19 protein-coding genes, 6 pseudogenes and 1 other annotated feature are annotated in these 24,264 nt (G+C 39.1%); of the genes and pseudogenes, 18 read left to right on the top strand and 7 right to left on the bottom strand.

What is annotated here, in order from left to right:
- Positions 1 to 31: 31 nt before the first annotated feature.
- The 5 genes from opp4A to M5V91_RS14075 all read left to right on the top strand — a co-directional run bounded on the left by opp4A (position 32) and on the right by M5V91_RS14075 (position 5,010).
- Positions 32 to 1,762 carry an oligopeptide ABC transporter substrate-binding protein gene (opp4A, locus tag M5V91_RS14095; protein ID WP_009331220.1) on the top strand — a complete coding sequence of 577 codons (1,731 nt, stop codon included), beginning with the start codon at positions 32 to 34 and terminating at the stop codon, positions 1,760 to 1,762.
- Between the two features lie 98 nt (positions 1,763 to 1,860).
- The gene (gene opp4B, locus M5V91_RS14090; protein WP_019381485.1) at positions 1,861 to 2,826 is read left to right on the top strand and encodes an oligopeptide ABC transporter permease; all 966 of its coding nucleotides are present in this window, start codon (positions 1,861 to 1,863) and stop codon (positions 2,824 to 2,826) included.
- A gap of 12 nt (positions 2,827 to 2,838) precedes the next feature.
- Positions 2,839 to 3,759: an oligopeptide ABC transporter permease gene (gene opp4C, locus M5V91_RS14085; RefSeq protein ID WP_009331218.1), complete on the top strand. Its 921-nt coding sequence runs from the start codon at positions 2,839 to 2,841 to the stop codon at positions 3,757 to 3,759.
- A gap of 153 nt (positions 3,760 to 3,912) precedes the next feature.
- Complete coding sequence (locus M5V91_RS31125) at positions 3,913 to 4,128, top strand: YuzI family membrane protein (RefSeq protein WP_009331217.1); 216 nt, start codon at positions 3,913 to 3,915, stop codon at positions 4,126 to 4,128.
- A gap of 135 nt (positions 4,129 to 4,263) precedes the next feature.
- Complete coding sequence (locus M5V91_RS14075) at positions 4,264 to 5,010, top strand: YjbA family protein (protein ID WP_009331216.1); 747 nt, start codon at positions 4,264 to 4,266, stop codon at positions 5,008 to 5,010.
- Between the two features lie 32 nt (positions 5,011 to 5,042).
- On the opposite strand, the gene trpS is transcribed toward M5V91_RS14075, so the two are convergent.
- Positions 5,043 to 6,032, bottom strand: coding sequence for a tryptophan--tRNA ligase (gene trpS, locus M5V91_RS14070; RefSeq protein WP_009331213.1), 990 nt, complete (start codon positions 6,030 to 6,032; stop codon positions 5,043 to 5,045).
- A 110-nt stretch (positions 6,033 to 6,142) separates the two neighbouring features.
- Positions 6,143 to 6,362, bottom strand: a binding site (T-box leader).
- 614 nt (positions 6,363 to 6,976) lie between these two features.
- On the opposite strand from trpS, the gene M5V91_RS14065 reads away from it, so the two are divergent.
- The 7 genes and pseudogenes from M5V91_RS14065 to M5V91_RS14035 all read left to right on the top strand — a co-directional run.
- Positions 6,977 to 8,623 carry a peptide ABC transporter substrate-binding protein gene (locus M5V91_RS14065; protein ID WP_071156841.1) on the top strand — a complete coding sequence of 549 codons (1,647 nt, stop codon included), beginning with the start codon at positions 6,977 to 6,979 and terminating at the stop codon, positions 8,621 to 8,623.
- 95 nt (positions 8,624 to 8,718) lie between these two features.
- Entirely contained in the window at positions 8,719 to 9,654 is a 936-nt protein-coding gene (locus M5V91_RS14060; protein ID WP_009331211.1) for an ABC transporter permease, read from the top strand.
- The gene (locus tag M5V91_RS14055) at positions 9,654 to 10,571 is read left to right on the top strand and encodes an ABC transporter permease (protein WP_026041682.1); all 918 of its coding nucleotides are present in this window, start codon (positions 9,654 to 9,656) and stop codon (positions 10,569 to 10,571) included. The genes M5V91_RS14060 and M5V91_RS14055 overlap by 1 nt, the downstream gene beginning before the upstream one ends.
- 12 nt (positions 10,572 to 10,583) lie before the next feature.
- Positions 10,584 to 11,650: pseudogene (locus M5V91_RS14050) on the top strand (ABC transporter ATP-binding protein).
- A 2-nt stretch (positions 11,651 to 11,652) separates the two neighbouring features.
- Positions 11,653 to 12,587: pseudogene (locus M5V91_RS14045) on the top strand (ABC transporter ATP-binding protein).
- A 399-nt stretch (positions 12,588 to 12,986) separates the two neighbouring features.
- Positions 12,987 to 13,124, top strand: coding sequence for a hypothetical protein (locus M5V91_RS14040; RefSeq protein WP_284522231.1), 138 nt, complete (start codon positions 12,987 to 12,989; stop codon positions 13,122 to 13,124).
- Positions 13,124 to 14,190 (top strand): annotated as a pseudogene (locus M5V91_RS14035) (putative glycoside hydrolase); the annotation flags it as partial. The gene M5V91_RS14040 and the pseudogene M5V91_RS14035, both read left to right, overlap by 1 nt.
- Positions 14,191 to 14,305: 115 nt before the next feature.
- On the opposite strand, the gene M5V91_RS14030 reads toward M5V91_RS14035, so the two are convergent.
- Positions 14,306 to 14,494, bottom strand: coding sequence for a hypothetical protein (locus tag M5V91_RS14030; protein WP_009331206.1), 189 nt, complete (start codon positions 14,492 to 14,494; stop codon positions 14,306 to 14,308).
- Positions 14,495 to 14,742: 248 nt separating this feature from the next.
- On the opposite strand from M5V91_RS14030, the gene M5V91_RS14025 reads away from it, so the two are divergent.
- The 6 genes and pseudogenes from M5V91_RS14025 to pepF all read left to right on the top strand — a co-directional run bounded on the left by M5V91_RS14025 (position 14,743) and on the right by pepF (position 20,579).
- Positions 14,743 to 15,318 (top strand): GNAT family N-acetyltransferase, encoded by a 576-nt coding sequence (locus M5V91_RS14025; protein ID WP_009331205.1) that lies wholly within the window; start codon positions 14,743 to 14,745, stop codon positions 15,316 to 15,318.
- A 474-nt stretch (positions 15,319 to 15,792) separates the two neighbouring features.
- Positions 15,793 to 16,188 carry a transcriptional regulator SpxA gene (spxA, locus tag M5V91_RS14020; protein ID WP_009331204.1) on the top strand — a complete coding sequence of 132 codons (396 nt, stop codon included), beginning with the start codon at positions 15,793 to 15,795 and terminating at the stop codon, positions 16,186 to 16,188.
- Between the two features lie 414 nt (positions 16,189 to 16,602).
- Positions 16,603 to 17,265 carry an adaptor protein MecA gene (gene mecA, locus M5V91_RS14015; protein ID WP_009331203.1) on the top strand — a complete coding sequence of 221 codons (663 nt, stop codon included), beginning with the start codon at positions 16,603 to 16,605 and terminating at the stop codon, positions 17,263 to 17,265.
- Between the two features lie 312 nt (positions 17,266 to 17,577).
- The gene (locus tag M5V91_RS30980; RefSeq protein ID WP_305137867.1) at positions 17,578 to 17,715 is read left to right on the top strand and encodes a competence protein CoiA family protein; all 138 of its coding nucleotides are present in this window, start codon (positions 17,578 to 17,580) and stop codon (positions 17,713 to 17,715) included.
- Positions 17,694 to 18,641, top strand: a complete 948-nt coding sequence (locus tag M5V91_RS14010) for a competence protein CoiA family protein (RefSeq protein ID WP_305137866.1) — start codon at positions 17,694 to 17,696, stop codon at positions 18,639 to 18,641. The genes M5V91_RS30980 and M5V91_RS14010 overlap by 22 nt, the downstream gene beginning before the upstream one ends.
- A 121-nt stretch (positions 18,642 to 18,762) precedes the next feature.
- Positions 18,763 to 20,579 (top strand): annotated as a pseudogene (gene pepF, locus M5V91_RS14005) (oligoendopeptidase F).
- A 102-nt stretch (positions 20,580 to 20,681) separates the two neighbouring features.
- Here pepF and M5V91_RS14000 read toward each other — a convergent pair.
- From M5V91_RS14000 to M5V91_RS13980, 5 genes and pseudogenes are all read right to left on the bottom strand, one after another.
- A complete protein-coding gene (locus M5V91_RS14000) occupies positions 20,682 to 20,855 on the bottom strand; it encodes a hypothetical protein (RefSeq protein ID WP_019381491.1) in 174 nt (57 codons plus the stop codon).
- 301 nt (positions 20,856 to 21,156) lie between these two features.
- Positions 21,157 to 22,031, bottom strand: a pseudogene (locus M5V91_RS13995) (ClpXP adapter SpxH family protein).
- The gene (locus M5V91_RS13990; RefSeq protein WP_071156849.1) at positions 22,028 to 22,432 is read right to left on the bottom strand and encodes a globin domain-containing protein; all 405 of its coding nucleotides are present in this window, start codon (positions 22,430 to 22,432) and stop codon (positions 22,028 to 22,030) included. Before M5V91_RS13990 ends, M5V91_RS13995 begins: the two are co-directional and overlap by 4 nt.
- Positions 22,433 to 22,893: 461 nt before the next feature.
- Positions 22,894 to 23,534: pseudogene (locus M5V91_RS13985) on the bottom strand (lytic transglycosylase domain-containing protein).
- 33 nt (positions 23,535 to 23,567) lie between these two features.
- The gene (locus M5V91_RS13980; RefSeq protein WP_009331197.1) at positions 23,568 to 24,158 is read right to left on the bottom strand and encodes a CYTH domain-containing protein; all 591 of its coding nucleotides are present in this window, start codon (positions 24,156 to 24,158) and stop codon (positions 23,568 to 23,570) included.
- Positions 24,159 to 24,264 lie beyond the last annotated feature (106 nt).

Genomic DNA, 24,264 nt, shown 5'->3' with positions numbered 1-24,264 from the left:
TTTGTCAAAAAATATTTTTCGGGGGAAACTAATGAAGAAATCAGCATTTTGGCTGCTATCACTTCTGCTGGTCATGTCTGTATTCCTGGCAGCATGTTCTGGCGGCGGAGAGAAAGCCAGCACTGAAAAGGAACCAAAAGATGATGGGAAAGCATCAGGAGAAGCTCAAGAGGGTGGAACAGTAACATTCGGTTACACTCAGCCATTTAAAGGTGTTTTATCTTATGCTTATTACGAGGGTGAAGATGATGTCAATGCCCTTCAGTTTATGCATGAAGGCTTGCTCAAAGTAAATGATGAGCTTATATCTGAACCGAATCTGGCAGATTATGAGTTATCTGAAGACAATACTAAATTAACTTTCAAGCTTAAGCAAGGAGTTAAATGGCATGATGGTGAAGAATTAACAGCAGAAGATATGGAATTTGCATGGTATTTAATTGCTGATCCAACTTATGAAGGTGCACGTTTTGCTAACGTAGCAATGATCAAAGGTGCTCAAGAATATAAAGACGGAAAAGCTGAGTCAATTGAAGGGATCAAGGTAGTTGATGATTATACAATTGAAGTGACAGTAACTGAGCCTTCTGTTAACTTATTGGAAAATATTTGGGTTTATCCTGAGCCAAAGCACCATTACGGGGATATTTCTTCTAAAGAGCTTCCGGACTCAGATCAAATCCGTAAAACTCCAATCGGTGTAGGGCCTTTTAAAGTGAAAAACATCGTACCTGGTGAAATGATTGAATTTGAGCGTTTTGATGATTACTGGCAAGGACCAGCTAAATTGGATGGTGTAGTTTACAAAATTATTGATGGTTCTCTTGCGCAAGGTTTAGTGCAAAACGGAGAAATCGATGTTATTGAAGCTCCAAAAGATCAGTGGGAAGCTATAAAAGCTCTTGACAATGTAAATCCAGTAGAAGCAGATGCCATGTCTTACAGCTATATCGCTTTTGACTGGGGTCATTATGACACTAAAAAAGGTGTAGTAGTTTCTGATAACAAGAAATTCCAGAACAAATCCCTTCGCCATGCCATGGCACACGCAATTGACCGTCAGGCATTTATCGATGGCTTTGCAAACGGATTAGGAAAACCATTAAACACTCCTTTCCCATCAGTATCTTGGGCAAAAATTGATGATTCAGAACTCAATCAGTATGAGTATGATCCAGAGAAAGCAAAGAAATTACTTGACGAAGCAGGCTATGTAGATAAAGACGGCGACGGCTTCCGTGAAGATCCAGAAGGCAAGCCATTTACAATTAATTTTGATGCAATGGCAGGCGCTGAAACTTCAGAAGCCCGTGCTCAATTCATCCTTCAATCCTGGCAGGAAGTTGGCTTAAATGCTAAGCTAAACGGCGGTTCATTAAAAGATTTCAACCTATTCTATGACACTATTGAAGCAGATGACCCATCTGTTGAAACATTCATGGGTGCTTGGGGACTTGCTAATGATCCAGATCCAGCTGGAATCTGGTTATCTACTGACAAGTGGAACATGTGGAGATGGTACAGTGAAAAGTCTGATGAGCTAATCAAGAAAGGGGTATCTTTCCCTGAAGATGCTAGTAAAGATGTAACTGAACACCGTCAGGAAGTCTACAACGAATGGCAAAAGCTTGTTAACGAAGAATTGCCGATCATTTTCTTCGAGCAGCGTGTAGATCCATGGGCGATCAACAAGCGTGTTGGCGGAGTGAAAGTAACTCCATTTGGAACTGATGAGTTCCACAAGTGGCACATTGTAGAGTAATAGGGTAAAAGGAACCTGTATTCCTTGGGGGATTTTGTTCTCCCAAGGAATACAAGTTTAACCAGCGAATAAATTTTTGTTTGGTAAGGGGAATGGAAATGCTACAGTACACAATTCGACGACTCATAGGTATGATTCCAATAATTTTCCTTATCTCAGTAGTGGTTTTCACCCTCGCAAAGCTTATGCCTGGTGATGCCCTATCTGGAAAAATTGACCCATTAAACTCAGATCCGGAGTATATTGAAGAAATGCGTGAGCAGATGGGATTGAATGATCCTATTCCTGTGCAGTATGTCCGCTGGATGAGTGGTGTGGTCCAAGGAGATTTTGGAGATTCATTTGTTCATAAGCGCCCGGTTATGGAATTAATTGGTGACCGTTTGCCGAACACGATCATTTTAGGAATATCAGCTCTTTTAATTACTTATTTATTAGCCTTTTTAATGGGAAGATACTCTGGGCGATTTGCCTATAGCATGGGAGATTATTTAATATCAGCCTTTAACTATCTAGCACTTGCAATTCCCAGCTTTGTTGCAGCTTTGGTTGCCATTTATATTTTTGCCATCAATCTTGGATGGGTTCCAGCCAGTGGAAGTATCGGCAGCGGGGTAGAAGCGGGAACACTGGAATATTATTTAAGTAAAGCAAAACATACAGTATTGCCGGCTATTGTCCTGGGAGCCATGGCTACAGCCGCTTACACACAGTTCTTGAGAAATGATATGATCGAAAGCTCTCGCAAGGATTATGTTCGTACAGCAAGAGCTAAAGGTACGAAAGAATCTGCGATTTATAATAAGCACATTCTAAGAAACTCAATCATACCTATTGTTACATTACTTGGATTCGATATTGCCAATCTTTTTGGAGGGGCAATTATCACAGAAACCATTTTCACATACCCTGGCATCGGTTATTTATTCGTAGAATCAGTTAATGCACGTGATTATTCTGTCATGATGGCCATTGCCATGATGCTGACTATTTTGACCCTGATTGGAAATTTAGTTGCAGATTTACTATATGGTCTAGTAGATCCGCGTATTCGTTTAAGTTAGGTAGGTGGGAGTATGGAACCATCAATATCACAGCAAACTTCGCCAGGTTTAGCAGAACCTGTTAAACCTCCGAAGAGTCAATCACCATGGGCTCTCGCCCGCCGCAAGTTTTTGCGCAATAAAGTAGCAATGGTCAGTCTGGTCTTCCTGCTGCTGGTCTGTGCAATGTCCATATTGGCTGAGCCGCTAACTATGCCAGTTGAGGAGACAGCTAAGATCAATTTAACACAAATGAGTAAAGAACCATCTGCTGAACACTACTTTGGCACTGACAAGTCAGGCAGAGACGTCTTTGCCAGAACTCTGCACGGCGGCAAGACTTCACTCTTGCTTGCATTCTCTATCACGCTAGCTGTTATTACTATTGGTACTCTTGTTGGTGCTACTGCGGGGTATTTTGGCGGCTGGGTCGATAATGCCCTAATGAGATTTACAGACTTTATGATGAACTTCCCATTCCTGCTATTTGTTATCGTATTAAAATCAATTTTTATCGAATCAAGTACAGGAACCCTTATATTCGTAATAAGTGTACTCAGCTGGACAGGAACTGCCCGTCTTGTGCGAAGCAAGGTCATGGCTGAGAAGGAAAATGAATATATTATGAGTGCGGTTTCCATCGGATGCTCTGCACCAAAGACCATTTTTAAACACTTGCTGCCGAATGTAATGTCAACCATTATCGTTCAGGCAACCATTACACTGGCAGCGATGATTGTAGCTGAAACAGGCCTAAGCTTCTTGGGATTCGGTGTTCCGATCAACATTCCTACGTGGGGGAATATGCTTCAGGAAGCAAGAAGTCCGGATGTTTTAACCAGTAAGTGGTGGATATGGATTCCGCCAGCTGCGGTTTTAACATTTACAATCCTATCGATCAACTTCATTGGAGAAGGCTTAAAAGATGCCTTCAATCCTAAATCCAACAGATAGTTAAGAAACGCCTATTTCAGGCGTTTTTTTGTTTTTCAGGCTAATAGCTTGTACATATCCGAACAGCTTCCTTCATATACATGTAAAAAAAGACTGGGAGTGAGATTATGGCAGCATTAAGACCTTTTGGGACTCACGCATATAGTAAAGAAAATGTTATTTAGGGCATTTTGGCTTTTAACTGGTTTTGGGATTTCTGTTTCAGGAGGAGTCAGTGTAATAGGGTATTTAAATTTGCTTACAACTGGACATACCTTCAAAGAATATCTCTATTTTATTATCTCGCGTCCAGAATGTTATTTGCTTCCGATCGGTATTATTATTATAACTTTAAGCATATATTTTCCTTATTCAAGTGTGAATGAATAAAGGGAAGGTATTTATTCAGCAATGTCATTACAAAATTTATTACAAAAAATGGATTGCGAGTGCAATATAGGAATAAATTTACGGCCTACTGCCCATACTGAGTGACAAATAGTTTGTTGAAGTGGGGGTTGAAAAATGTTGTATCTTCATGATGTTTGGGTGAATTGGTTTGAAGGAGAGGAGAATGGATACAATGTATGCCATTTTCATGAATGGAGAAAAGATGATGGCGTAGAACTGCTTGATCAGGTTCCGCTGTTAAAGATTGACCCGGTTCTTTTTAATTATATTGAAAATGATCTTTCTGAGCTGCCACAACAACTGCTAGACGATATTTATCAAAAAGCTTACTTAAGGAAAAATCATGAACGCATTCAATTGGAGTATTGTTTTGTTGTTTCAGACGGGACAGGCATATTGGCAGTCGATACGATCGGCTACAATATCCCTATCAGAAAAAGCAGACTTATCCCGCGGCAGGAGCAGCTGGCATATGAAATGCTTGAAAATCAGGAAACGGCAGCCTATTCGTTTAATGATCAAACAGCATTAAAGGAATTTCATATCCTTTCTCCATCTCCGGATTTGATGGCAGGCCTGACGAGAAAAGAAAGACAGCTTAAACAGCTGCTGTTTATGGCGCTGGATCAGCTTCACTCTTCCAAAAATGATGCTGAGATCCGTTATTGGTATACGGAGTGGAGCCCGGAACGCTATTCGAAAATACAGTCAATGAACTTTGAAGAGGCATGGTATGAACTTTACGATGAAAGTAAATACGGCTGGTCAGGTAAACACGAGAAGTTTTGTGAAAATTTAATTAAAGGGCAGCCGTTTTTTGAGAAGATGTGGGAAATGGAGCATGGTCCAAAAGTGAATTAGAAAAAATAAAAAAACAGCCAAAAGGCTGTTTTTTATTTTCTCTTACGGCCGAGTCCCATGGCACTTTCCATTTTTTTAATCATTTTGTATGCAGCCTTATTCGCTTTTTCAGCTCCCTGATCAAGTACAAGATCAAGTTCTTCCGATTCCATTAGCGCATAATATTTATCCTGAATTGGCTTAATTGCTCCAACAACAACATCTGACAGGCCGGCTTTAAAATCTCCATATCCTTTGCCTTCGTATTCTTTTTCGATTTCCGCAACAGTTTTCCCTGTAAGAATTGAGTAAATGGAAAGGAGATTGGATACTCCAGGTTTGTTTTCCTTATCATACTTAACAATGCCTTCAGAATCTGTTACAGCACTTTTTATTTTCTTTTCAATTTGTTTTGGATCATCTAATAATGATATAAATGACTTTTTATTGGGATCAGACTTGCTCATTTTCTTTAATGGATCCTGAAGAGACATAACCCTAGCGCCTGCTTTGGCGATTCTTACATCAGGAATGGTGAAGATATCGTTGTATTTCTTATTGAATCTTTCTGCAAGATCGCGAGTTAATTCCAGGTGCTGCTTTTGATCCTCTCCAACCGGAACCAAGTCAGTATTGTATAGAAGGATATCGGCAGCCATCAAAGGGGGATAGGTCAGCAGTCCTGCAGATACGGCATCTTTACCTTCTGATTTGTCTTTGAATTGGGTCATGCGTTCGAGCTCACCGATGTAAGAAACACATTGCATCATCCATCCTGCCTGAGCATGGGCCGGAACTTCCGACTGAATGAATAGGGTGGATTTCTCAGGATCAATCCCAACAGCCAAATATAGTGCAGCAAGGCTTCGGATGTTTTTTCTTAATTCCAGTCTGTCCTGGGGTACTGTTATTGCGTGCTGGTCAACAATGCAAAAATAGCAATTGTAGTCATTCTGCAGTTCAACAAATTGTTTCATGGCACCGATGTAATTCCCAAGGGTAATTGTACCGCTGGGCTGGATGCCGGAAAATATAGTTTTCATGTTTTTCCTCCTTTAATCGGCTTAAAAGATCATGAATTGACAGGCGGTGAAGGGGAATTTTTGTGCTATAAGCATAAAAAAGCATAAAAAAGAACCATTCATCCCTTTAAAATAGGGACGAATGGTCCGCGTTGCCACCCTAATTACTCAAATACTGAGTCACTCTGCCCTATGCAGAATAATGCATAGGTCCCCGATAACGCAGGGAAGCGCCTGAAAAATTCAGAAGCTCAAAAGTCCATTCGATTTACCGGGCTGCCTGTTTGCACCTGCCACAGACTCTCTGTTAAACCCTAAGTAAATGTACTACTCTTTTTTCATTGCCGACAAGATAATTAATTTATATTTGTATTATATAATAAGTTAAACTATCCGGATACAAAAATCAAGTTAATAAAGGGAAAAATAAAAGTCAGCGATAGCCTCTATTTCAAGGCTGCATTTGACAATATATGGGTGATGATTCCTATTAAAATAGCAAAAAATCTTAAAAAGAAAAATTTTTTTAAATCTCAAAAATTCTTAATTTATAAGACTTTTTGACGAAAAATGTCATACTCGATTGGATTGCATGTACAAAGAGCCACTTGCAATAAGTTTTTAAACTATTTATAATAAACGTAACAAACATAATCTTTACGTTTTTGTTACATTTACAACAAAACTATATCACTCCAGATAGCGAGAGTATGGTGCATAATGAGTAAGTTTATAGCTTACATCTTATAGATTACTCCTTTTAATCTGAATTATCAGAATATAAGGATAATCTATCTTTAAGAGAATATAAACTTGCTTTTTTTGTTGCCTTCTAAATAGTCTGCAAATTTTTTAAATTGAATTAACAGACTATTTGAGCAATATATCTGGGGCGCACAGTTGTGTTTTTTGTGAAAGGCAAGCGTAAGGATATTGTTTGAGGAAATTTAATAGGGGGTTATACCGTGAACAAAAGATTATCGATCTTTTTTAGCATGCTGCTTGTGCTAAGCATGTTCCTTGCTGCATGTAACGGCGGCGGAGACAATGCTAACGGCGGCGAAAAAGGCGGAGACGACGGCGGAAAGTCTGATGTACCGCAGGAGTTAAGAGTAAACATCAACACTGAACCACCATCATTAAATCCAGGACTTGCAGAAGATTCGACTTCTGGAACTGTACTTCGTAACGTGTTAGAAGGTCTTACTCGCATCAATCAAGATGGTAAGCCTGAAAAAGCAATGGCAGAAGACATTAAAGTTTCTGAAGACGGAAAAACTTATACATTCACAATTCGCGATGCGAAATGGTCAAATGGCGATCCTGTAATCGCTCAAGACTTTGAATATGCTTGGAAATGGGCATTAGATCCTGCCAACAACTCAACTTATGCATACCAGCTTTACTACCTTGAAGGCGCTGAAGCATTCAACACAGGCAAAGGTGAAAAGGATGCAGTTGGTGTTAAAGCTATCGATGAGAAAACACTAGAAGTTAAATTAGTAAATCCAACGCCATATTTTGAAGAATTAACAGCTTTCTATACTTATCTGCCAGTCAACAGCAAAATTGCTGAAGCCAACCCAGATTGGGCAACTGACGCTGGTGAAAATTTCACTACTAACGGTCCTTTCCATTTAGTTGAATGGGCTCACAGTGACAAGATCGTTCTTGAAAAGAGCGAAACATACTGGGATGCTGAAACAGTTAAGCTGGACAGCATTGAAATGATCATGATCAATGATCCTAATACTGAATTATCAATGTTTGACAACGGTGAACTAGATTGGGCTGGAGCTCCAACAGGTGCCCTTCCAACTGACGCTATGCAGGCTCTTAAAGACGAAGGCCGCTTAGTTACTCAGCCAATCGCAGGTATTTACAATTACAAGTTTAATACAACTGTAGAACCATTTAATAATGTCAATATCCGTAAGGCTTTTGCACATGCTCTCAACCGTCAGGAGCTTATTGATAACATCCTTCAGGGTGAACAGCTTCCTGCAATGGCAATTGTTCCACCTTCAATGTTTGAAGAAAACGAAAAGGGTTATTTCCCTGATAACGATGTAGAAAAAGCTAAAGAATATTTACAAAAAGGTCTTGAAGAGCTTGGATTGAAAGATGCTTCTGAACTACCAGCAGTAACTCTTTCTTACAATACTTCAGAGGCACACCAAAAGATTGCTCAGGCAATCCAGGATATGTGGAAGCAGAACCTTGGCGTAGAAGTAACACTTGATAACGCTGAGTGGAATGTATTCCTTGATAATGTAAACCAAATGGATTACCAGGTAGCGCGTATGGGCTGGTTGGGTGACTTTAACGATGCAATCAACTTCTTAGAAATGTACCGTGACGCTGATGGCGGTAACAACAATACTGGATGGGAAAGCAAAGAGTTCCAGGATCTGCTTGCTAAATCTGCAACAGAAACTGACCCTGAAGCTCGCCAGCAGTTATTGAAGGATGCTGAAGCAATCTTCATGGAAGATATGCCAGTAGCTCCAATCTATTTCTATACTAACAACTGGGTACAGGCTGAGAACCTTAAAGATGTTGCAGTATCCGGTCTAGGTGATGTCCAATATAAGTGGGCATACTTCGAATAAACATAGCTAAACTTTACGAAAGGTATATGGGATGCTCAATCCCATATACCTTCGTTTCTGATTAAGGCATTGTAATAAATTGGAGGTGTTTGACAATGGCGAAATATATTGGAAAACGCTTGGTGTACATGCTTCTGTCTCTTTGGATGATTGTTACAGCAACGTTTTTCTTCATGCGCATTGCACCCGGAAACCCTTTTGCATCTGAGAAAAAACTTCCTCCCGAAATTGAAGCAAACCTGAATGCCCACTTTGGGCTGGACAAGCCATGGTATGCACAGTATTGGGAGTATCTCGTTCGAATTGTCAACTGGGATTTTGGACCATCATTTAAATATAAAAGCCAAACTGTAAACGACCTGATTAATGAAGGTTTCCCTGTTTCATTTCTTCTCGGAATGGAAGCCATTTTTATCGCCGTTGCAGTAGGAGTTCTATTAGGAATCATTGCGGCATTAAAACACAATAGATGGCCGGATTACACAGCGATGATTGTTGCTGTATTAGGTATCTCTGTTCCTTCCTTTATCATGGCATCATTCCTGCAATATTTCCTGGCAATAAAAATGGGTATTTTCCCTGTAGCACGATGGGAATCATTTATGCACAGCGTTCTTCCAGCCGTTGCACTGGCTTCCACACCGATGGCATTTATAGCCCGGTTAACTCGTTCCAGTATGCTTGAAGTTCTGGCGAATGATTATATTAAGACTGCTAAATCAAAAGGTTTAAGCAGGGGAGTAATTACAGTAAAACATACGATCCGTAATGCACTATTGCCTGTTGTAACTTATATGGGACCATTAACGGCAGGTATTTTAACTGGAAGTTTCGTTATTGAAAGAATCTTCGGTATTCCTGGACTTGGTGCACACTTTGTAACAAGTATCAACAATCGTGACTATACGGTAATTATGGGTGTAACAGTTTTCTACAGTATTCTGTTGCTTGTATCTATTCTCCTTGTTGACATTGCATACGGAATCATCGACCCACGCATCAAACTTGCTGGCGGGAAGAAAGGAGAGTAATTATGCAGATTTCGAAAGATAAGTTCAAATTAGTCGGAACACAGCTTGGTGAAGCTGAAAAAATTTCAAAACCCAGTCTTTCTTTCTGGAAAGATGTATTTATTCGATTTCGAAAAAACAAGCTTGCCCTGTTTGGATTAGTATTATTAGGACTGCTAATCTTCATGGCAATCTTTGGACCATATATGACTCCATATGATTATGCATCAAATGATCTGAGCAACAAGAACCAGCCGCCTTCTTCTGAACATTGGTTTGGTACAGATGATCTTGGCCGTGATGTATTTGCCCGTACATGGGAAGGTGCACGAATTTCCATCTTCATTGGAGTTGCTGCAGCTGTAATTGATTTAATTATTGGTGTGCTTTGGGGCGGTATTGCCGGTTATAAGGGCGGACGCACAGACGAGGGTATGATGCGCTTTGCCGATATTTTATATGGTGTACCGTACTTATTATTAGTAATCTTGTTAATGGTTGTGCTTGGACAGGGATTGTCTACTATGATCATTGCAATGTCTATTACAGGATGGATCAATATGTCCCGTATTGTACGCGGTCAGGTGTTATCTCTTAAAAATCAGGAATATGTACTGGCAGCCAAAACACTTGGTGCAAATACAAGCAGAATTATGGGCAAACACTTAATTCCAAATTCAATGGGACCTATACTAGTCACAATGACGCTAACGATCCCTTCTGCTATTTTTACTGAAGCATTCTTAAGCTTTATTGGACTTGGTTTAACACCGCCTATAGCGAGCTGGGGAACAATGGCCAATGATGGATTGCCGGCTATGCGTTACTACCCATGGCGCTTATTCTTCCCTGCTACGTTTATCTGTTTAACGATTTTTGCTTTTAACGTAGTTGGCGATGGCCTGCGTGATGCACTAGATCCAAGAATGCGTAAATAAAGGAGTGAGAACATGGAAAAATTACTTGAAGTAAAAAATTTAGAAGTCTCATTCCAAACATATGGAGGTACAGTAAAAGCAGTCCGGGGAGTCAGCTTTGACCTTCATAAGGGAGAGACGCTTGCGATTGTTGGTGAATCAGGTTCAGGCAAAAGTGTTACTTCCCAGTCTATTATGAAGTTAATACCTATGCCGCCAGGCCGAATTTCAGGCGGGCAAATCCTGTTAAATGGTGAAGACATCGTACCAAAAACAGAAAAACAAATGGAAAAATCCGCGGCAAGGAAATCAGTATGATTTTCCAGGATCCGATGACGTCATTGAATCCAACGATGAGAGTTGGAAATCAGATAATGGAAGTGCTGATTAAACATCAAAATATGACGAAGACTGATGGCAAAAACAGAGCAATTGAATTACTGAGACTTGTTGGTATTCCGATGCCTGAGAAAAGAGTTAATCAATATCCTCATGAATTCTCCGGCGGTATGAGACAGCGTGCAATGATTGCGATTGCTCTTGCAGCCAATCCAAAGCTGCTTATCGCTGATGAGCCGACAACTGCTCTTGACGTTACTATTCAGGCGCAAATCCTGGAGCTTATGAAAGATCTTCAAAATAAAATGGATACATCCATTATCTTTATCACGCACGACCTGGGTGTTGTTGCAAATGTTGCGGACCGTGTAGCTGTAATGTATGCTGGCCAGATTGTTGAAATGGGCACTGTGGATGAAATTTTCTATGACCCTCGTCATCCTTATACATGGGGATTGCTGGCATCAATGCCAAGCTTAGAAAATGATGATAAAGCTGAATTAGCTGCGATACCTGGAACTCCTCCGGATCTGACAAATCCACCAAAGGGAGACGCATTTGCCGCCAGAAATCAATATGCACTTGCAATTGACTTTGAAGAAGAGCCGCCGATGTTCCAGATTTCAGAAACACATTTTGCAAAAACCTGGCTTCTTCACCCGGATGCTCCACAGGTTGAGCCGCCGGAAGCAGTAAAAAGACGTATGCGCCAATTATCCTCCACATTTGAAAAGCCTGTATTAGTGAAGGAGGGAAAATAATAATGGCAGAAAAATTGCTCGAAATTAAAAATTTAAAACAGCATTTTAATGTAGGCCGTCCCAATATGGTGAAAGCAGTTGATGGAATTACTTTTGATATTTATAAGGGAGAGACCCTTGGACTTGTAGGTGAATCTGGCTGCGGTAAATCAACTACTGGTCGAACCATTATCAGATTATACGATGCAACAGACGGTCAAGTTCTTTTTGAAGGTGAAGATGTTCATGGTAAAAAGTCTGCAAAAGAACTAAAAAGTTTAACCGGAAAATGCAAATGATTTTCCAGGATCCTTATGCTTCCTTAAATCCGCGTATGACTGTTGCCGATATTATTGCTGAAGGCATCGATATTCACGGTTTGGCAAAGAGCAAAAAGGAACGTATGGAGCGGGTTTATGAGCTTTTGGAAACAGTTGGTCTGAACAAAGAGCATGCTAACCGTTACCCTCATGAATTCTCTGGCGGACAGAGACAGCGTATCGGGATTGCCCGCGCGCTTGCGGTTGACCCTGATTTCATTATTGCCGATGAGCCAATTTCTGCATTGGACGTTTCTATCCAGGCTCAGGTAGTAAACCTTATGAAAAAACTGCAGCGTGAAAAAGGATTGACATACTTGTTTATCGCTCATGACTTATCGATGGTTAAGTACATCAGTGATCGTATTGGTGTAATGTATTTCGGTAAACTGGTAGAGCTTGCGCCAGCAGAAGATTTATATAAAAACCCGATGCACCCTTACACTCAATCACTGCTGTCAGCTATTCCGCTTCCGGATCCGGAAACGGAACGTTCCCGCAGAAGAAAATCATATGATACAGCAGTTCACAATTATGCTGACAATGATAAGCTGGAAATGCGTGAAATTACTCCGGGACATTTTGTTTACTGTTCTGAAAAAGAGTATAACGAATTAAAAGCTCAATATGCCAAATAACAAAAAACGATCTCAACTGAGATCGTTTTTTACATCCTGGAAAAGTCAGTGTTTGCTAAACTTATGTTAATCCTTTTTTTAGTAAAAAGGAGTTACCAAGATGTAAATGGCTCAGTCATATATGTAGATATTGGAAATATCTCTTTAACACGTTTATTCGCTAACGTAAGCTTTAGTATATAATACAACATTTTCTAGAATATTACTATTAGAATTTTCGATTATTTATATTTTTCCGTCAATTCATTTAACTATACTGTATTTTAATATTTTTTAAATATTATTGGTTTAAAGAACAGTTATTAAGATAATTTAGTATATAGATAGTTCTTAATTCATTGAAATAATTTTATAATGGGTAACAACAAGCAGAACTTAAATAAAGGGGGCATCACACATTTGAAAAAGCCAGTACATTTAGCTGCTGCCTTAATGTTAGTATCAGGTCTATTCATTTCTGCCCAGCCGGGGAGGCAAAAGAACAGGAACACCAGGAACCAGGCCGAAACCCGCAAAGGGAACATGTTTCGCTTGTAAAGGCATTGCCAGAAAAAATAAGCCGATTCCAATTTGATTCCGGCTATCATTTTCAATATCCTGATGCTGTTAGGGGGATATATGTCACCGGACATTCTGCAGGCGGCACAAAGTTTAATACCTTGGTGAAATTGATGGAAGATACCGATTTGAATGCGATGGTAATCGATATTAAGGATGATTGGGGAAATCTTACTTATATTCCTGAAGACAGCTCACCATATAAAGAGATTGGAAAACCTTACATAAAGGATACAAAAAAATCATGAAAGTCATGGAAGAGAAGCAAATTTATCCGATTGCCCGGGTAGTTGTATTCAAAGATTCTGTTCTTGCAAATAAAAAGCCGGAATGGTCTTATAAAGAAGGAAATACAGTATGGAAGAATGGCAGAGGTGAATCATTTGTAAATCCATTTTTAAAAGAAGTTTGGGATTACAATGTGGGAATTGCAATTGAAGCTGCAAAAATGGGATTTCAGGAAATTCAATTTGATTATGTCCGGTTTCCTGAAGGCTTTGAACACCGCGACAGCTCTTTGAAATACAGTATGGGTGAATATGAAGATCTTAAGATTGAAAATGTTCAAAAGCGTGTAAGCGCGGTTACAGACTTTGTTGAGTATGCAAGGAAGCAGCTTGAGCCATATGGAGTAAAGGTATCGGTTGATATTTTTGGCTACACGGCTACCCTTCCTGAAGCTCCGGGAATTGGTCAGAATTTTTCTAAAATCTCAGAACATGTAGACGTAATTTCTTCTATGATTTATCCAAGCCACTGGACTTCCTATTTCGGACTTGCCAAACCAGATCTGGAACCTTATAAGCTGGTTTCTGAATATGCAAAACTTGAGAATAGGAAGTTGGAAGAGTTGGATAGTCCACCTGTTTCAAGACCGTGGCTGCAGGATTTTACTGCATCATATTTAGGAGCCGGAAATTATAAGAAGTATGGAAGGGCCGAGGTTGAAGCTCAAATAAAGGCACTGAACGAACAGGGAATTAATGAATTCCTTTTATGGAATGCGGGTAATTCGTATACACCAAAAGTGGATTATACACCATAAAAGCCAGAAAGAGGCCGATTTTTTTGGCCTCCTTCTGGCTTTGTTTATCAATTAATTAAGTTACATATCATTTGACACCAATCTTGAATACGGTATCATAGTATAGAGGCATAGGTTACCGCTTTTTCTTTCCGCCTACGCTTTTCCATCCAGTCTGCACCCTTGCAGATTGATCCACGAATTCGGATTTATTTTTACCGCCAAATACCTTTTCTCCAATACCATTAGTTAGTACACCTAATAAGGCAGTAAATCCAATTATGAGCAGCGCAACAATTGTTAAATCAGTTATGTAACCAACCATGATAAACCTCCATCTTTCTTTTCACAGTTTCCTGTGATTAGTGTATAAACATCCCTAATCTTATTTTATTCGAAATTTTCCAGTATTAAAAGGGGTAATTCCACAAATACTTTATCTGATTGGAAATAGTATATAAGGCTTAAACTTAGAAGTGAGTGGAAAGGAAAGCTGGGAGCTTATCATGCTGGAATAAATATTCATGCTCTATTAACGGTTTATCGTTTGTGAGCAAAAAAAGGAGAAGATCCATGCATTGGTATGAAAAACTGAATCAATATTTCCCTATTGAAGAAATGAAATCCAGAGAACACATGGAAACCTTATTAAAGGAACGGTCAGACATTTATCATAAAGACGAAGGTCCATACCATGTTCTTATGTATGTGGAACTGGATAACTTTGTGTTTATTGATTATTTGTTTGTTTCGAAGGAATCCAGAGGACAGGGACTTGGCCATAAATTACTTCAAAAGCTGAAGGATAAAGGCAAGCCGATCATTTTGGAAGTTGAGCCGGTTGATTATGAAGACACGGATACAGAAAAGCGCCTTCGGTTCTATAAAAGAGAAGGGTTTGAGCATGCGCAATCAATTGGATACAGCCGCCGGTCTCTTGCAACCAATGAAATCAATTCAATGGAAATTCTATATTGGTCTCCTGAGAATGAAAGTGAAGAAATGATTTATGAAGCCATGAAGAAAACATATGAAATGATACACACATACAGAGATGCACATTTCTATGGGAAGTCCTATCAGCCTGTAGAAGAGGTCCTGACCTTTGAGGAAAATAAAAATGGGACGGATGTATTGGAGGATCTTTAAGAATTGGGAAAACACAGCCATTTTTGTAAATGGCTGTGTTTTCATTTTCATTTATTAATTGAGAAAATAATATTATCTATTTTAGGTTTAATCAAAATTCATATGGGTAAATATAGAATAATTTAGTATAAATAAAAGAATTTAATACATAAAATTCCCTTGAGCTAAATGCTTAAGAAGCTTTATGGAAGAAATTATAGCAAAAAATATATAAAAAAATGAAACTTTTTGCTTGTTCATTCGTCTTATTAAGTAGATTCTAATTCTTAATCAATTTGTTTAATAAATGTTTAATACTTTTATCATATTTATAAAAAGTTATACCAAATAGATATTGTTTGGTGTATAATAAATAATATAAATTCCTTGATTAAAGTAATTTTAATCTAGAAGACTCTAGAAATATTTGATTAAACAAATATAAATCTCAGATTGTTTCATATATGTCTAATTTAAGGAGTGTGAATTTGTAAAATGGTCACATTATACACTTCACCAAGTTGTACATCTTGCAGGAAAGCTAAGTCATGGTTAGAAGAACATGAGATTGCCTATAAAGAAAGAAATATCTTTTCAGAACCGCTATCAATTGATGAAATTAAAGAAATTCTGCGCATGACTGAAGATGGAACCGATGAAATTATTTCTACTCGCTCAAAGACATTTCAAAAGCTTGATGTAAACCTTGAATCAATGCCTCTCCAAGACTTATTTGAGTTGATCAAGGAAAACCCTGGGCTGCTTCGCCGTCCGATCATTCTTGATGAAAAACGTTTGCAGGTTGGATATAATGAAGACGAAATAAGACGTTTCCTTCCAAGAAAAGTTCGGACCTACCAGTTGCGAGAAGCACAGCGCATGGTTAACTAAAACTGGTTTGATTTAAAACTGAACATCAGCTCAAGACCAGATTGTTAATGAACAAACTCACTCAATTATACTTATAATTAAGAGGCCTTCTTTCTGTTAACAGAAGAAGGTCTTTTTGTCTGTTATGTGAAAAAGAACAAGGAAAATGGATATAATAAGAGAATATATAGTTACAGTCAGATTAGATAAGAATGAAACCTTGCGACAATATAGGCATTTAACGGTTTTTCTAAACATACGACTTTTTAATTCCCTTTATGCTCAATTTGTCATAAAATAAAAGTACAAGGTACAAAATACAGTTTACCTTCAATTAAATCGGGGATTAACCAATTGGTTTACGGGTAAATGGATAACACATGACTGCTGGGGTATTTAGTCCCTTCAATCATAGCCAGAAGGGAGAGTTGCTGCATGGAAATCGAACGTATTAATGATCATACAGTTAAATTTTATATTTCTTATCTTGATATAGAAGAAAGAGGCTTTGACCGTGAAGAGATTTGGTACAATCGTGAGCGGAGTGAGGAACTCTTTTGGGAAATGATGGATGAAGTCCATCAGGAGGAAGAATTTCTTGTTGAAGGACCTTTATGGATTCAGGTTCAGGCATTGGATAAGGGTCTGGAGGTTCTTGTAACAAAGGCCCAGCTTTCAAAGGATGGTCAGAAGTTTGAACTTCCTGTCCCGGATGAAAAAGTGAAAGATTTGCCTGTGGATGAACATATTGAGGAAATGCTCGATCATCATTTCCGTAAATCCGATGAAGATGAGCCTGGATATGAAGGCGATCTTGAGTTCTTATTATCATTTAAAGATTTTGAAGACGTTATTTCATTATCAAAGCGGTCAATTCTTGATTCCATTACTACAAAGTTATATTCCTTTGAGGGGAAGTATTATTTATTCGCAGAGTTCCCTGAAGAGCTTTTTGAAGAGGATGACATAGATAATATGCTAAGCATTCTTCTGGAGTACGGGCACGAAACGAGCACAACTATTCACCGTGTAATGGAGTACGGTAAATTGATTATAGAAAATGATGTTTTTGAAAATCTTAGAAAACACTTTAAATAGTAAAGCAAAGCCGATTTCATTTTTGAAATCGGCTTTAATTTGTTTAAGCGTTCGTGTCTGACACTGTTTTATTGCAGCGATGAACATAGGCATTTGGCTGCACAAAAAATCTCAAAAAGAATTTCAGTGTTATAAAGGAATTTAGCAATTTAATAAAGAACATTTAGCATAGAAAGGAGATGATCATTTGTTAGTTGCTGCAACAGAGAAAGGGATTCAAATAAGTCTTTTAGGTTCACAGAGTATCCCGGATTTACAACAGTATAGGGAAAAGCACACTTTTTTTGCCCAGAATGCAAAGAGGAAGTAATTATGAAGATCGGTAATAAGAGAATCCCGCATTTTAGCCACAAAAAGGGTTCTGAATGTCCAGAAAGCTATGAAAGGGAGTCTGAATACCATATTTCTGGAAAGCTGCTTTTGTTTCAATGGCTAAAGAAAAAGGGTTAGATCCAATTCTGGAGCCATACTATCCGGACATTTGCCAGCGGCCAGATATAGGTGTCCATTATGAAGGTGTAAATTATGCTCTTGAATATCAATGTTCAATCATCTCAGAGGAGTTATTTAAAAAACGGTCAGAAGCATATTTTCAGTCAGGTATAGTTCCAATATGGATACTTGCAGGAAAAAATATTAAGCGCATTGGGAAAACAAAAATTTCTTTATCTGGCTTCCAGTACTTTTTTCTTCGGCAAACCCCTTCTGGCAAATGGGTAATCCCTTCATTTTGCCCCAATACAAATTCCTTTATCAATGTCAGCCAAATCCATCCCCTAACTGTCAGAAATGCCTATGCGCATTACGATGTGAAAACAATCTTCCATGCTGATCCAGATTTTTTATTTGATCCGTATTTTAAAAATGAATTTAACATAAGTGAATGGAAAAAGGAAATTCGAAAAGTAAAGAATTTCCTGGCTCAAAGTAGCAGTGCTTATAAAAATATCTTTCTTCAGGATTTATACTCCCGCTCAATTGCTCCTGCTTCACTCCCACCTGAAATCGGCCTTCCTGTCCGTCATTCTCCTTTTATAGAGACGCCGCCCATACAGTGGCAAACCTACTTGTACATGGATGTCATCGGCAAAGAAAGACCTTTTTCTCATGATCGGATGGTTGCAGCCTTTCGCAATAGGGTAAAGAATAATGATATTAGGGTCAGGTCTATTCCACTCATTCAAACCGGATCCGAAGTCTTGGCAGTTAAAGAATATCTGGATATCCTTATTAACCTCAACATTGTTAAACAGACAGGAAACGGTCTATATAAAAGAACTGCGTCATGTGGAGAGCCTGATAATTGCTTCTGTCTTCTCCAAAGAGAGGAGGATTTTTATAGGAGTATCACGCAAAGCACTTTGCAGGTCAATTAATGAAAATGATCTATTTAACATAAAATAATCTAGGATTTGCACATTCGCTATTTGAAAAGAAGGAATTTGTTTCTTGAAAGAGAAGATAGTGTAATGGGACTATTGAATGGAGGATGAATGAATGGCTAATGAGACTACTGTGAAGAAACTGCCGGCAAGGAATGAGATTTCACCAGAAGATACCTGGCGTTTGGAGGATATTTTTCCTTCTGATGAAGATTGGGACAAGGAATATAATGAAGTGCAAAAGCTAATCCCTAATGCAGGCAAGTATCAAGGCAGGCTTGGGGAAAGTGCTGAAACATTATATGAAGCGCTGCAGTTTCAGGATCATATACTCTCGCGCCTTGGGAAGCTTTATACATATGCCCATATGCGTTATGACCAGGATACAACAAACTCATTTTATCAGAGCATGGATGACAAAATTAAAAATTTATATTCAGAAGCTGCAAGTGTTCTCGCGTATATTGTTCCTGAATTGCTTGCTGAGGATGAAGCGAAGATTGCAGGTTTTTTAGAGGAAAAACGGAGCTGAATTTATATAAACACTCCCTTGAGGAAATTAATCTCCAAAGGCCTCATGTATTATCTGCTGAGCAGGAATCCCTCCTTGCCCAGGCTTCCGAGGTGCTTGGGGCTTCAAGCAATACATTTGGCATGCTGAATAATGCTGATTTGGAGTTTCCGTCCATTAAGGATGAAAATGGCGAAGATGTTGAAATTACTCATGGAAGATTCATCCGTTTTCTCGAAAGTGATGAGCAGCGTGTCCGTCATGATGCATTCAAAGCGGTATATGAGACTTATGGGAAGTTCCGCAATACTTTCGCAAGCACTCTAAGCGGAAATATTAAAAAGGATAATTTCAATGCAAAGATCCGCAATTATGAATCTGCACGACATGCTGCTCTTGCTGCGAACAATATTCCTGAAAGTGTTTATGAAAATTTAGTCAACACCATTAACGATAACCTGCACTTACTTCACCGATATGTCAAACTCCGTAAAAAGGTTCTTGGGGTCGAGGAGCTTCATATGTATGATCTTTACACTCCTTTGGTGAAGGAAGTAAAAATGGAAATCCCATACAAAGAAGCAAAAGATCTAATCTTAAAAGGACTGAAGCCGCTTGGTGGGGACTACTTAAATATTCTAAAAGAGGGCTTTGAAAATCGCTGGGTAGATGTTCATGAGAATAAGGGCAAAAGAAGCGGTGCCTATTCATCGGGAACATATGGCACAAATCCATATATACTGATGAACTGGCAGGACAATGTAAACAATCTATTTACCCTTGCTCACGAGTTTGGGCATTCTGTTCACAGCTATTACACAAGAAAATATCAGCCATATCCATATGGAAATTATTCAATTTTTGTTGCAGAGGTTGCATCCACATGTAATGAAGCCCTCTTAAATGATTATCTGCTCAAAACAATAGATGATGATAAGAAGCGTTTGTATCTTCTGAATCATTATCTTGAAGGCTTTAGGGGAACTGTTTTCCGCCAGACAATGTTTGCAGAGTTTGAACATCTCATCCATAAAAAGGCGCAAAACAATGAAGCTTTAACCGCAGATTCATTGACAAAAGAATATTATGAGCTCAATAAGAAGTATTTTGGGGAAGAAGACATCGTTATTGATGAAGAAATCGGCCTGGAATGGTCCAGAATCCCGCATTTCTACTATAATTATTATGTTTATCAGTATGCAACAGGCTTCAGTGCGGCAACTGCATTAAGCAAGCAAATTCTTCAGGAAGGTCAGCCTGCAGTTGACAGATACATTGAATTCCTGAAATCCGGCAGCTCAGATTATCCAATAGAGGTGCTAAAGAAAGCTGGTGTTGATATGACGAGCAGCAAGCCGATTGAAGATGCCTGCAAAGTATTCGAGGAAAAGCTTAACGAAATGGAAAGCTTGCTTTCTTAAGCGAAAGTGCCTTGCCCCAGGCACCTCGAGGGGCAGGCTGCGTGCTAAGAAGCAGTTCATAAAAAGGTGCCAGGCGTTTGTCTGGCACCTTTTAAGTATTGTTCAAAATCCCTTAAATCGTCTTCGGTCATTCAAATATAAAAATAGAATCAGGAGAGAAATAAAAAGAATAGGTGAAGTGATGAAAATGGGGATAAGCTTCATCAATCCGAAAATATTTAAAATAAAGGAGAGCAAGATGAGCATCAGCATCAATAATACAGGCAGTTTTTTCATATTGCATTCTCCTCCTTGGCAAGATTTCATCCCTATTATTTTATGCGGTTGTCCAGACAGTCATGACTTGATTTTGACAATATTGTGAAATAAGGCACAAACTTATTGTCATTTTCTGTTACCTCATGATATATTACAGATGTGAAGTTGATCACATACAAACATTTACCCCTTTTGTTTGTGACGTGAAAAATTTCTCCCATCCCCTTTGTTCGTATAAAACCCGAAAAGGCCGTGCGTATGAAATGCATGGTTTTTTCATTGAATAAAAATAAAGCTGTGCATTTTGCACAGCTTTACATTACCCTGAATATCTCCAGAAATTACCGTATTTTGCAGGTACATATTCAGCTATTTGCTTTAGCTGAAGCTTTTTCATTTCCCTGTTTACTTCGCTGTCTGACATATTATATACAACGGAGATTTCCTTGCTGGCCACTAGCTTAAAGTATTTTAAGAAATATTCCAGTGGCGGCAAAGCAGCACGCTCAGGTTTAGCAGGAAGCATTTCCTCCAAAATCTGTTCATAAATTTCATAGGGATAATAACCGGTGACTTTGATGCCTTCATCTTCTATATTTTCATTAAAAAAGACAAGAGTGGGTATTTCTTGAACATCCATTTCAGAAGTGATTTTTAAATCACATTGGAAAGCCTTTGCTGCACTATCTGAATGAATATCAGAAACAAATTCTACGACATCCAGGCCGACTTCCTTAGCACAATCCTTTAATACTTCAAAATTAGACACATTCTGCTTTTCAAGAAATAAGACCTCCTGAAGCTTGCGTAAAAATCTGATGCCTGCTTTTCTCCCTTGCAATTCAGCGGCTTTAATGGCAACTGAAGCCAGGTGGGGAGAAGAAATCGGATTTTCGAACCAGACGTTCCCGTCACAGGACATTCCAGAGCGGCTTGCTGTTTTCTCCCACAAATCAGCAATGTTTTCGTAGTTTTGCCTTTTACCCATATTTAACGTTGCCAGCCTGCCGCTTAATACGTGCTTTATGGAAAAATAGCGGCCATATTCAATCAGGAGCTTTTTTAAAATTGGCTCTAAAGCCCAGCATTCTGGGCAAAGGGGATCAACAAACATATAGACTTCTATTGGCTTTTTTCACTGCCGTGGCAATGTGGAGATGTAAGCTTGTTTGCATTCGATTCTGGCTTATTCACGAGCTTTCACCTTTCACGCCGTTTTCAGGTGTATTGATCATATGCTGGGCTGTGAGCACAAGCCTTGCAAAAAAGTCTTCCCTCAAGCGCCCATCCAGCCTAATTTCGTCCATTGCTTCATTCATGCATGAAAGCCAGGCCTTTGCCCGTGTTTCCGTTATGGGAAAAGGCATGTGCCGAGCACGAAGCATCGGATGTCCGTGTTCTGAAGTATATAAAGGAGGTCCCCCTAAATACTGGGTCATAAACTGCTTTTGTATTCTGGCTGTCTCTGTCAGGTCATCTGGAAAAATAGGAACGAGATCAGGATGTTGTCCTACGCGCCGGTAAAAAGCGTCAATTAGCTGGTGAAGCCTTTCCTCACCAATAGCGTCGAAGGGAGTGTGCATTTTCTCGGCCATATTTAAAACTCCTTTTATGAGTTAATTCGTTTGAAAAAAACTTCCTATTTAATATTGAGTGATGTGATCTCTTTATATTCTATCAATGAGGGATTTATATCTCAAACAAATAGCTTACTGAGCCCTTTCGCCCGCTCTTTGATTCTTTTTTTAAAAAGAAAATGTTAAATTCTTAAGCAGATAACTGTCTGGAGCAATCAGCCTGCCACCTCGAGGTGAGGCACCCAGGATGGGGGTCATGCAGACGTTGCCACAGGACAGGTAAGCTGTGGCAGCGATAATCGTATGACTGAAAGCAGTAGCTTTTGGTAGAACGTGGCGTTCTTAGTCTGCGTTCCTTCATGGGCAAGGCGCTTGCGCTTTTCTTATAGTATGGATTAAGCACATGCCGTCAATCCGAAACATTCACAGAAAAGGATATGAAAAAGCCGCCCGGTAAATTCGGGCGGCGGAAATTAGCCTTAAGCCATAAAGGAAGAGGTCACTTTCTTTATGTAATTCAGTGTTTCTCTAAAAGGGGGACTCCCCCGTATTTATCTACATTTCCAGGTCCGGCATTATAGGCAGCCAGTGCAAGTTCAACATTTTCACCATACCTGTCCATCATTTGCCGTAAATATTTGACTCCGGCAAAAATGTTCTCTTCAGGGTCGAAGATATTTTCAACGCCAAGCCCCTTGGCTGTATCGGGCATCAGCTGCATAAGCCCGGAAGCACCTGCATGGCTGACTGCATTCGGATTAAAATTTGATTCCTGTTTAATGACTGACTTAATCAGGTTAACAGGTACATTAAACAAATCTGAGGCTTTTTGAATCAAATCATCAAAATCACTTTTGGAAGTTTCGGCAAATTTGGTTAGTTTAAGGGGTGGAAGAGCTGCAGCTGCAAGGGTATCTGTTTGTAAAGAACTAATATAAGGTTCCAGAGACGCAATTGCTCCTAGTCCTCCTGTGACTTGATGTGATGAACCGGGACTTTCCGTAACTAACCCGGCCAATAGCTCTTGAAACAGAGGGTTTGAAGTATTCGTTTGCGTAGAACTATTAAAACCTTGCAGTGCCTGCAGCTCCATTAATATTTTTAACTGATTTACGTTCATTAGTATTGCTCCTTGGCAAAAGGTGTACTTCTGTTAATCCTTTTGCTGTCTGTATTTTTCGTTATAAAACCTCTTAATTTTATTTTCGGTCTTCCTGACAGGAATGTTAAGCTGTTTGAGCAAATTAAGAAATGTCAATTCACCTTCATTCCTGTTATCCACTTCATATTCTAACTCAAAATCTTCCTTATTTAAATATCGGCTGTGATCAAGAACAGCCAATCCTTTCATGTATTCCTTTTCGGCACGTTTTGTTGCGAGAGTGCCAAAGTATTGAAGTTTATCTGTCTCTATGCCCAGCTCTTTTATGGATCTTATTATCAGCTCAGCCGGGATTTTCCCAGTCCGGATCATCTCTGCAGCTTCGGACTCAGTAAGATTCTCATTGGTTTCCAATAGCCCTTCAGGGTGAGGCTGTTTAAGAGTCAATTCAAATGAGCCGTTTTTCTCCCTAATCCTTAAGGCACTTCCTTTAGCCTTCAATAAAAAATCCGGTGTATCGAAGTAATGATTCTCCTGTTCGGAAAAATCCTCGCTTCTTATATTAAAAAAATCTATTAATGAGGAAAATTCTTCTCTGTTGACCATGTTTTTAAATTCAATTTCAATATTTTTGTTAGACAAGCCACTACACCTCAGCTATAAGTAATTTCCTGTATTATCTCCTTAATCAGCATGGACTTCAATCTTTGAAGTTTTTTTTATTATTGTGATAAAGTCATCAGGGGAG

Origin of the sequence: Cytobacillus pseudoceanisediminis (assembly GCF_023516215.1) — a bacterium.
GTDB classification, from domain to species: Bacteria; Bacillota; Bacilli; order Bacillales; family Cytobacillaceae; genus Cytobacillus; species Cytobacillus pseudoceanisediminis.
The sequence above is the reverse complement of the archived record's forward strand: the minus strand, read 5'-3'. Positions and strand labels throughout refer to the sequence as shown.

What these genes read in the sequence shown, in the direction of transcription:
- M5V91_RS14000 (WP_019381491.1), bottom strand. Translation starts at nt 20,855, where the DNA reads ATGAAAAAACTGCCTGTATTATTGATGCTGATGCTCATCTTGCTCTCC.
- opp4A (WP_009331220.1), top strand. Translation starts at nt 32, where the DNA reads ATGAAGAAATCAGCATTTTGGCTGCTATCACTTCTGCTGGTCATGTCT.
- mecA (WP_009331203.1), top strand. Translation starts at nt 16,603, where the DNA reads ATGGAAATCGAACGTATTAATGATCATACAGTTAAATTTTATATTTCT.
- opp4C (WP_009331218.1), top strand. Translation starts at nt 2,839, where the DNA reads ATGGAACCATCAATATCACAGCAAACTTCGCCAGGTTTAGCAGAACCT.
- trpS (WP_009331213.1), bottom strand. Translation starts at nt 6,032, where the DNA reads ATGAAAACTATATTTTCCGGCATCCAGCCCAGCGGTACAATTACCCTT.
- opp4B (WP_019381485.1), top strand. Translation starts at nt 1,861, where the DNA reads ATGCTACAGTACACAATTCGACGACTCATAGGTATGATTCCAATAATT.
- M5V91_RS14025 (WP_009331205.1), top strand. Translation starts at nt 14,743, where the DNA reads ATGCATTGGTATGAAAAACTGAATCAATATTTCCCTATTGAAGAAATG.
- spxA (WP_009331204.1), top strand. Translation starts at nt 15,793, where the DNA reads ATGGTCACATTATACACTTCACCAAGTTGTACATCTTGCAGGAAAGCT.
- M5V91_RS14060 (WP_009331211.1), top strand. Translation starts at nt 8,719, where the DNA reads ATGGCGAAATATATTGGAAAACGCTTGGTGTACATGCTTCTGTCTCTT.
- M5V91_RS14010 (WP_305137866.1), top strand. Translation starts at nt 17,694, where the DNA reads ATGGCTAAAGAAAAAGGGTTAGATCCAATTCTGGAGCCATACTATCCG.
- M5V91_RS14030 (WP_009331206.1), bottom strand. Translation starts at nt 14,494, where the DNA reads ATGGTTGGTTACATAACTGATTTAACAATTGTTGCGCTGCTCATAATT.
- M5V91_RS31125 (WP_009331217.1), top strand. Translation starts at nt 3,913, where the DNA reads ATGTTATTTAGGGCATTTTGGCTTTTAACTGGTTTTGGGATTTCTGTT.
- M5V91_RS14075 (WP_009331216.1), top strand. Translation starts at nt 4,264, where the DNA reads ATGTTGTATCTTCATGATGTTTGGGTGAATTGGTTTGAAGGAGAGGAG.
- M5V91_RS13990 (WP_071156849.1), bottom strand. Translation starts at nt 22,432, where the DNA reads ATGGCCGAGAAAATGCACACTCCCTTCGACGCTATTGGTGAGGAAAGG.
- M5V91_RS30980 (WP_305137867.1), top strand. Translation starts at nt 17,578, where the DNA reads ATGAAGATCGGTAATAAGAGAATCCCGCATTTTAGCCACAAAAAGGGT.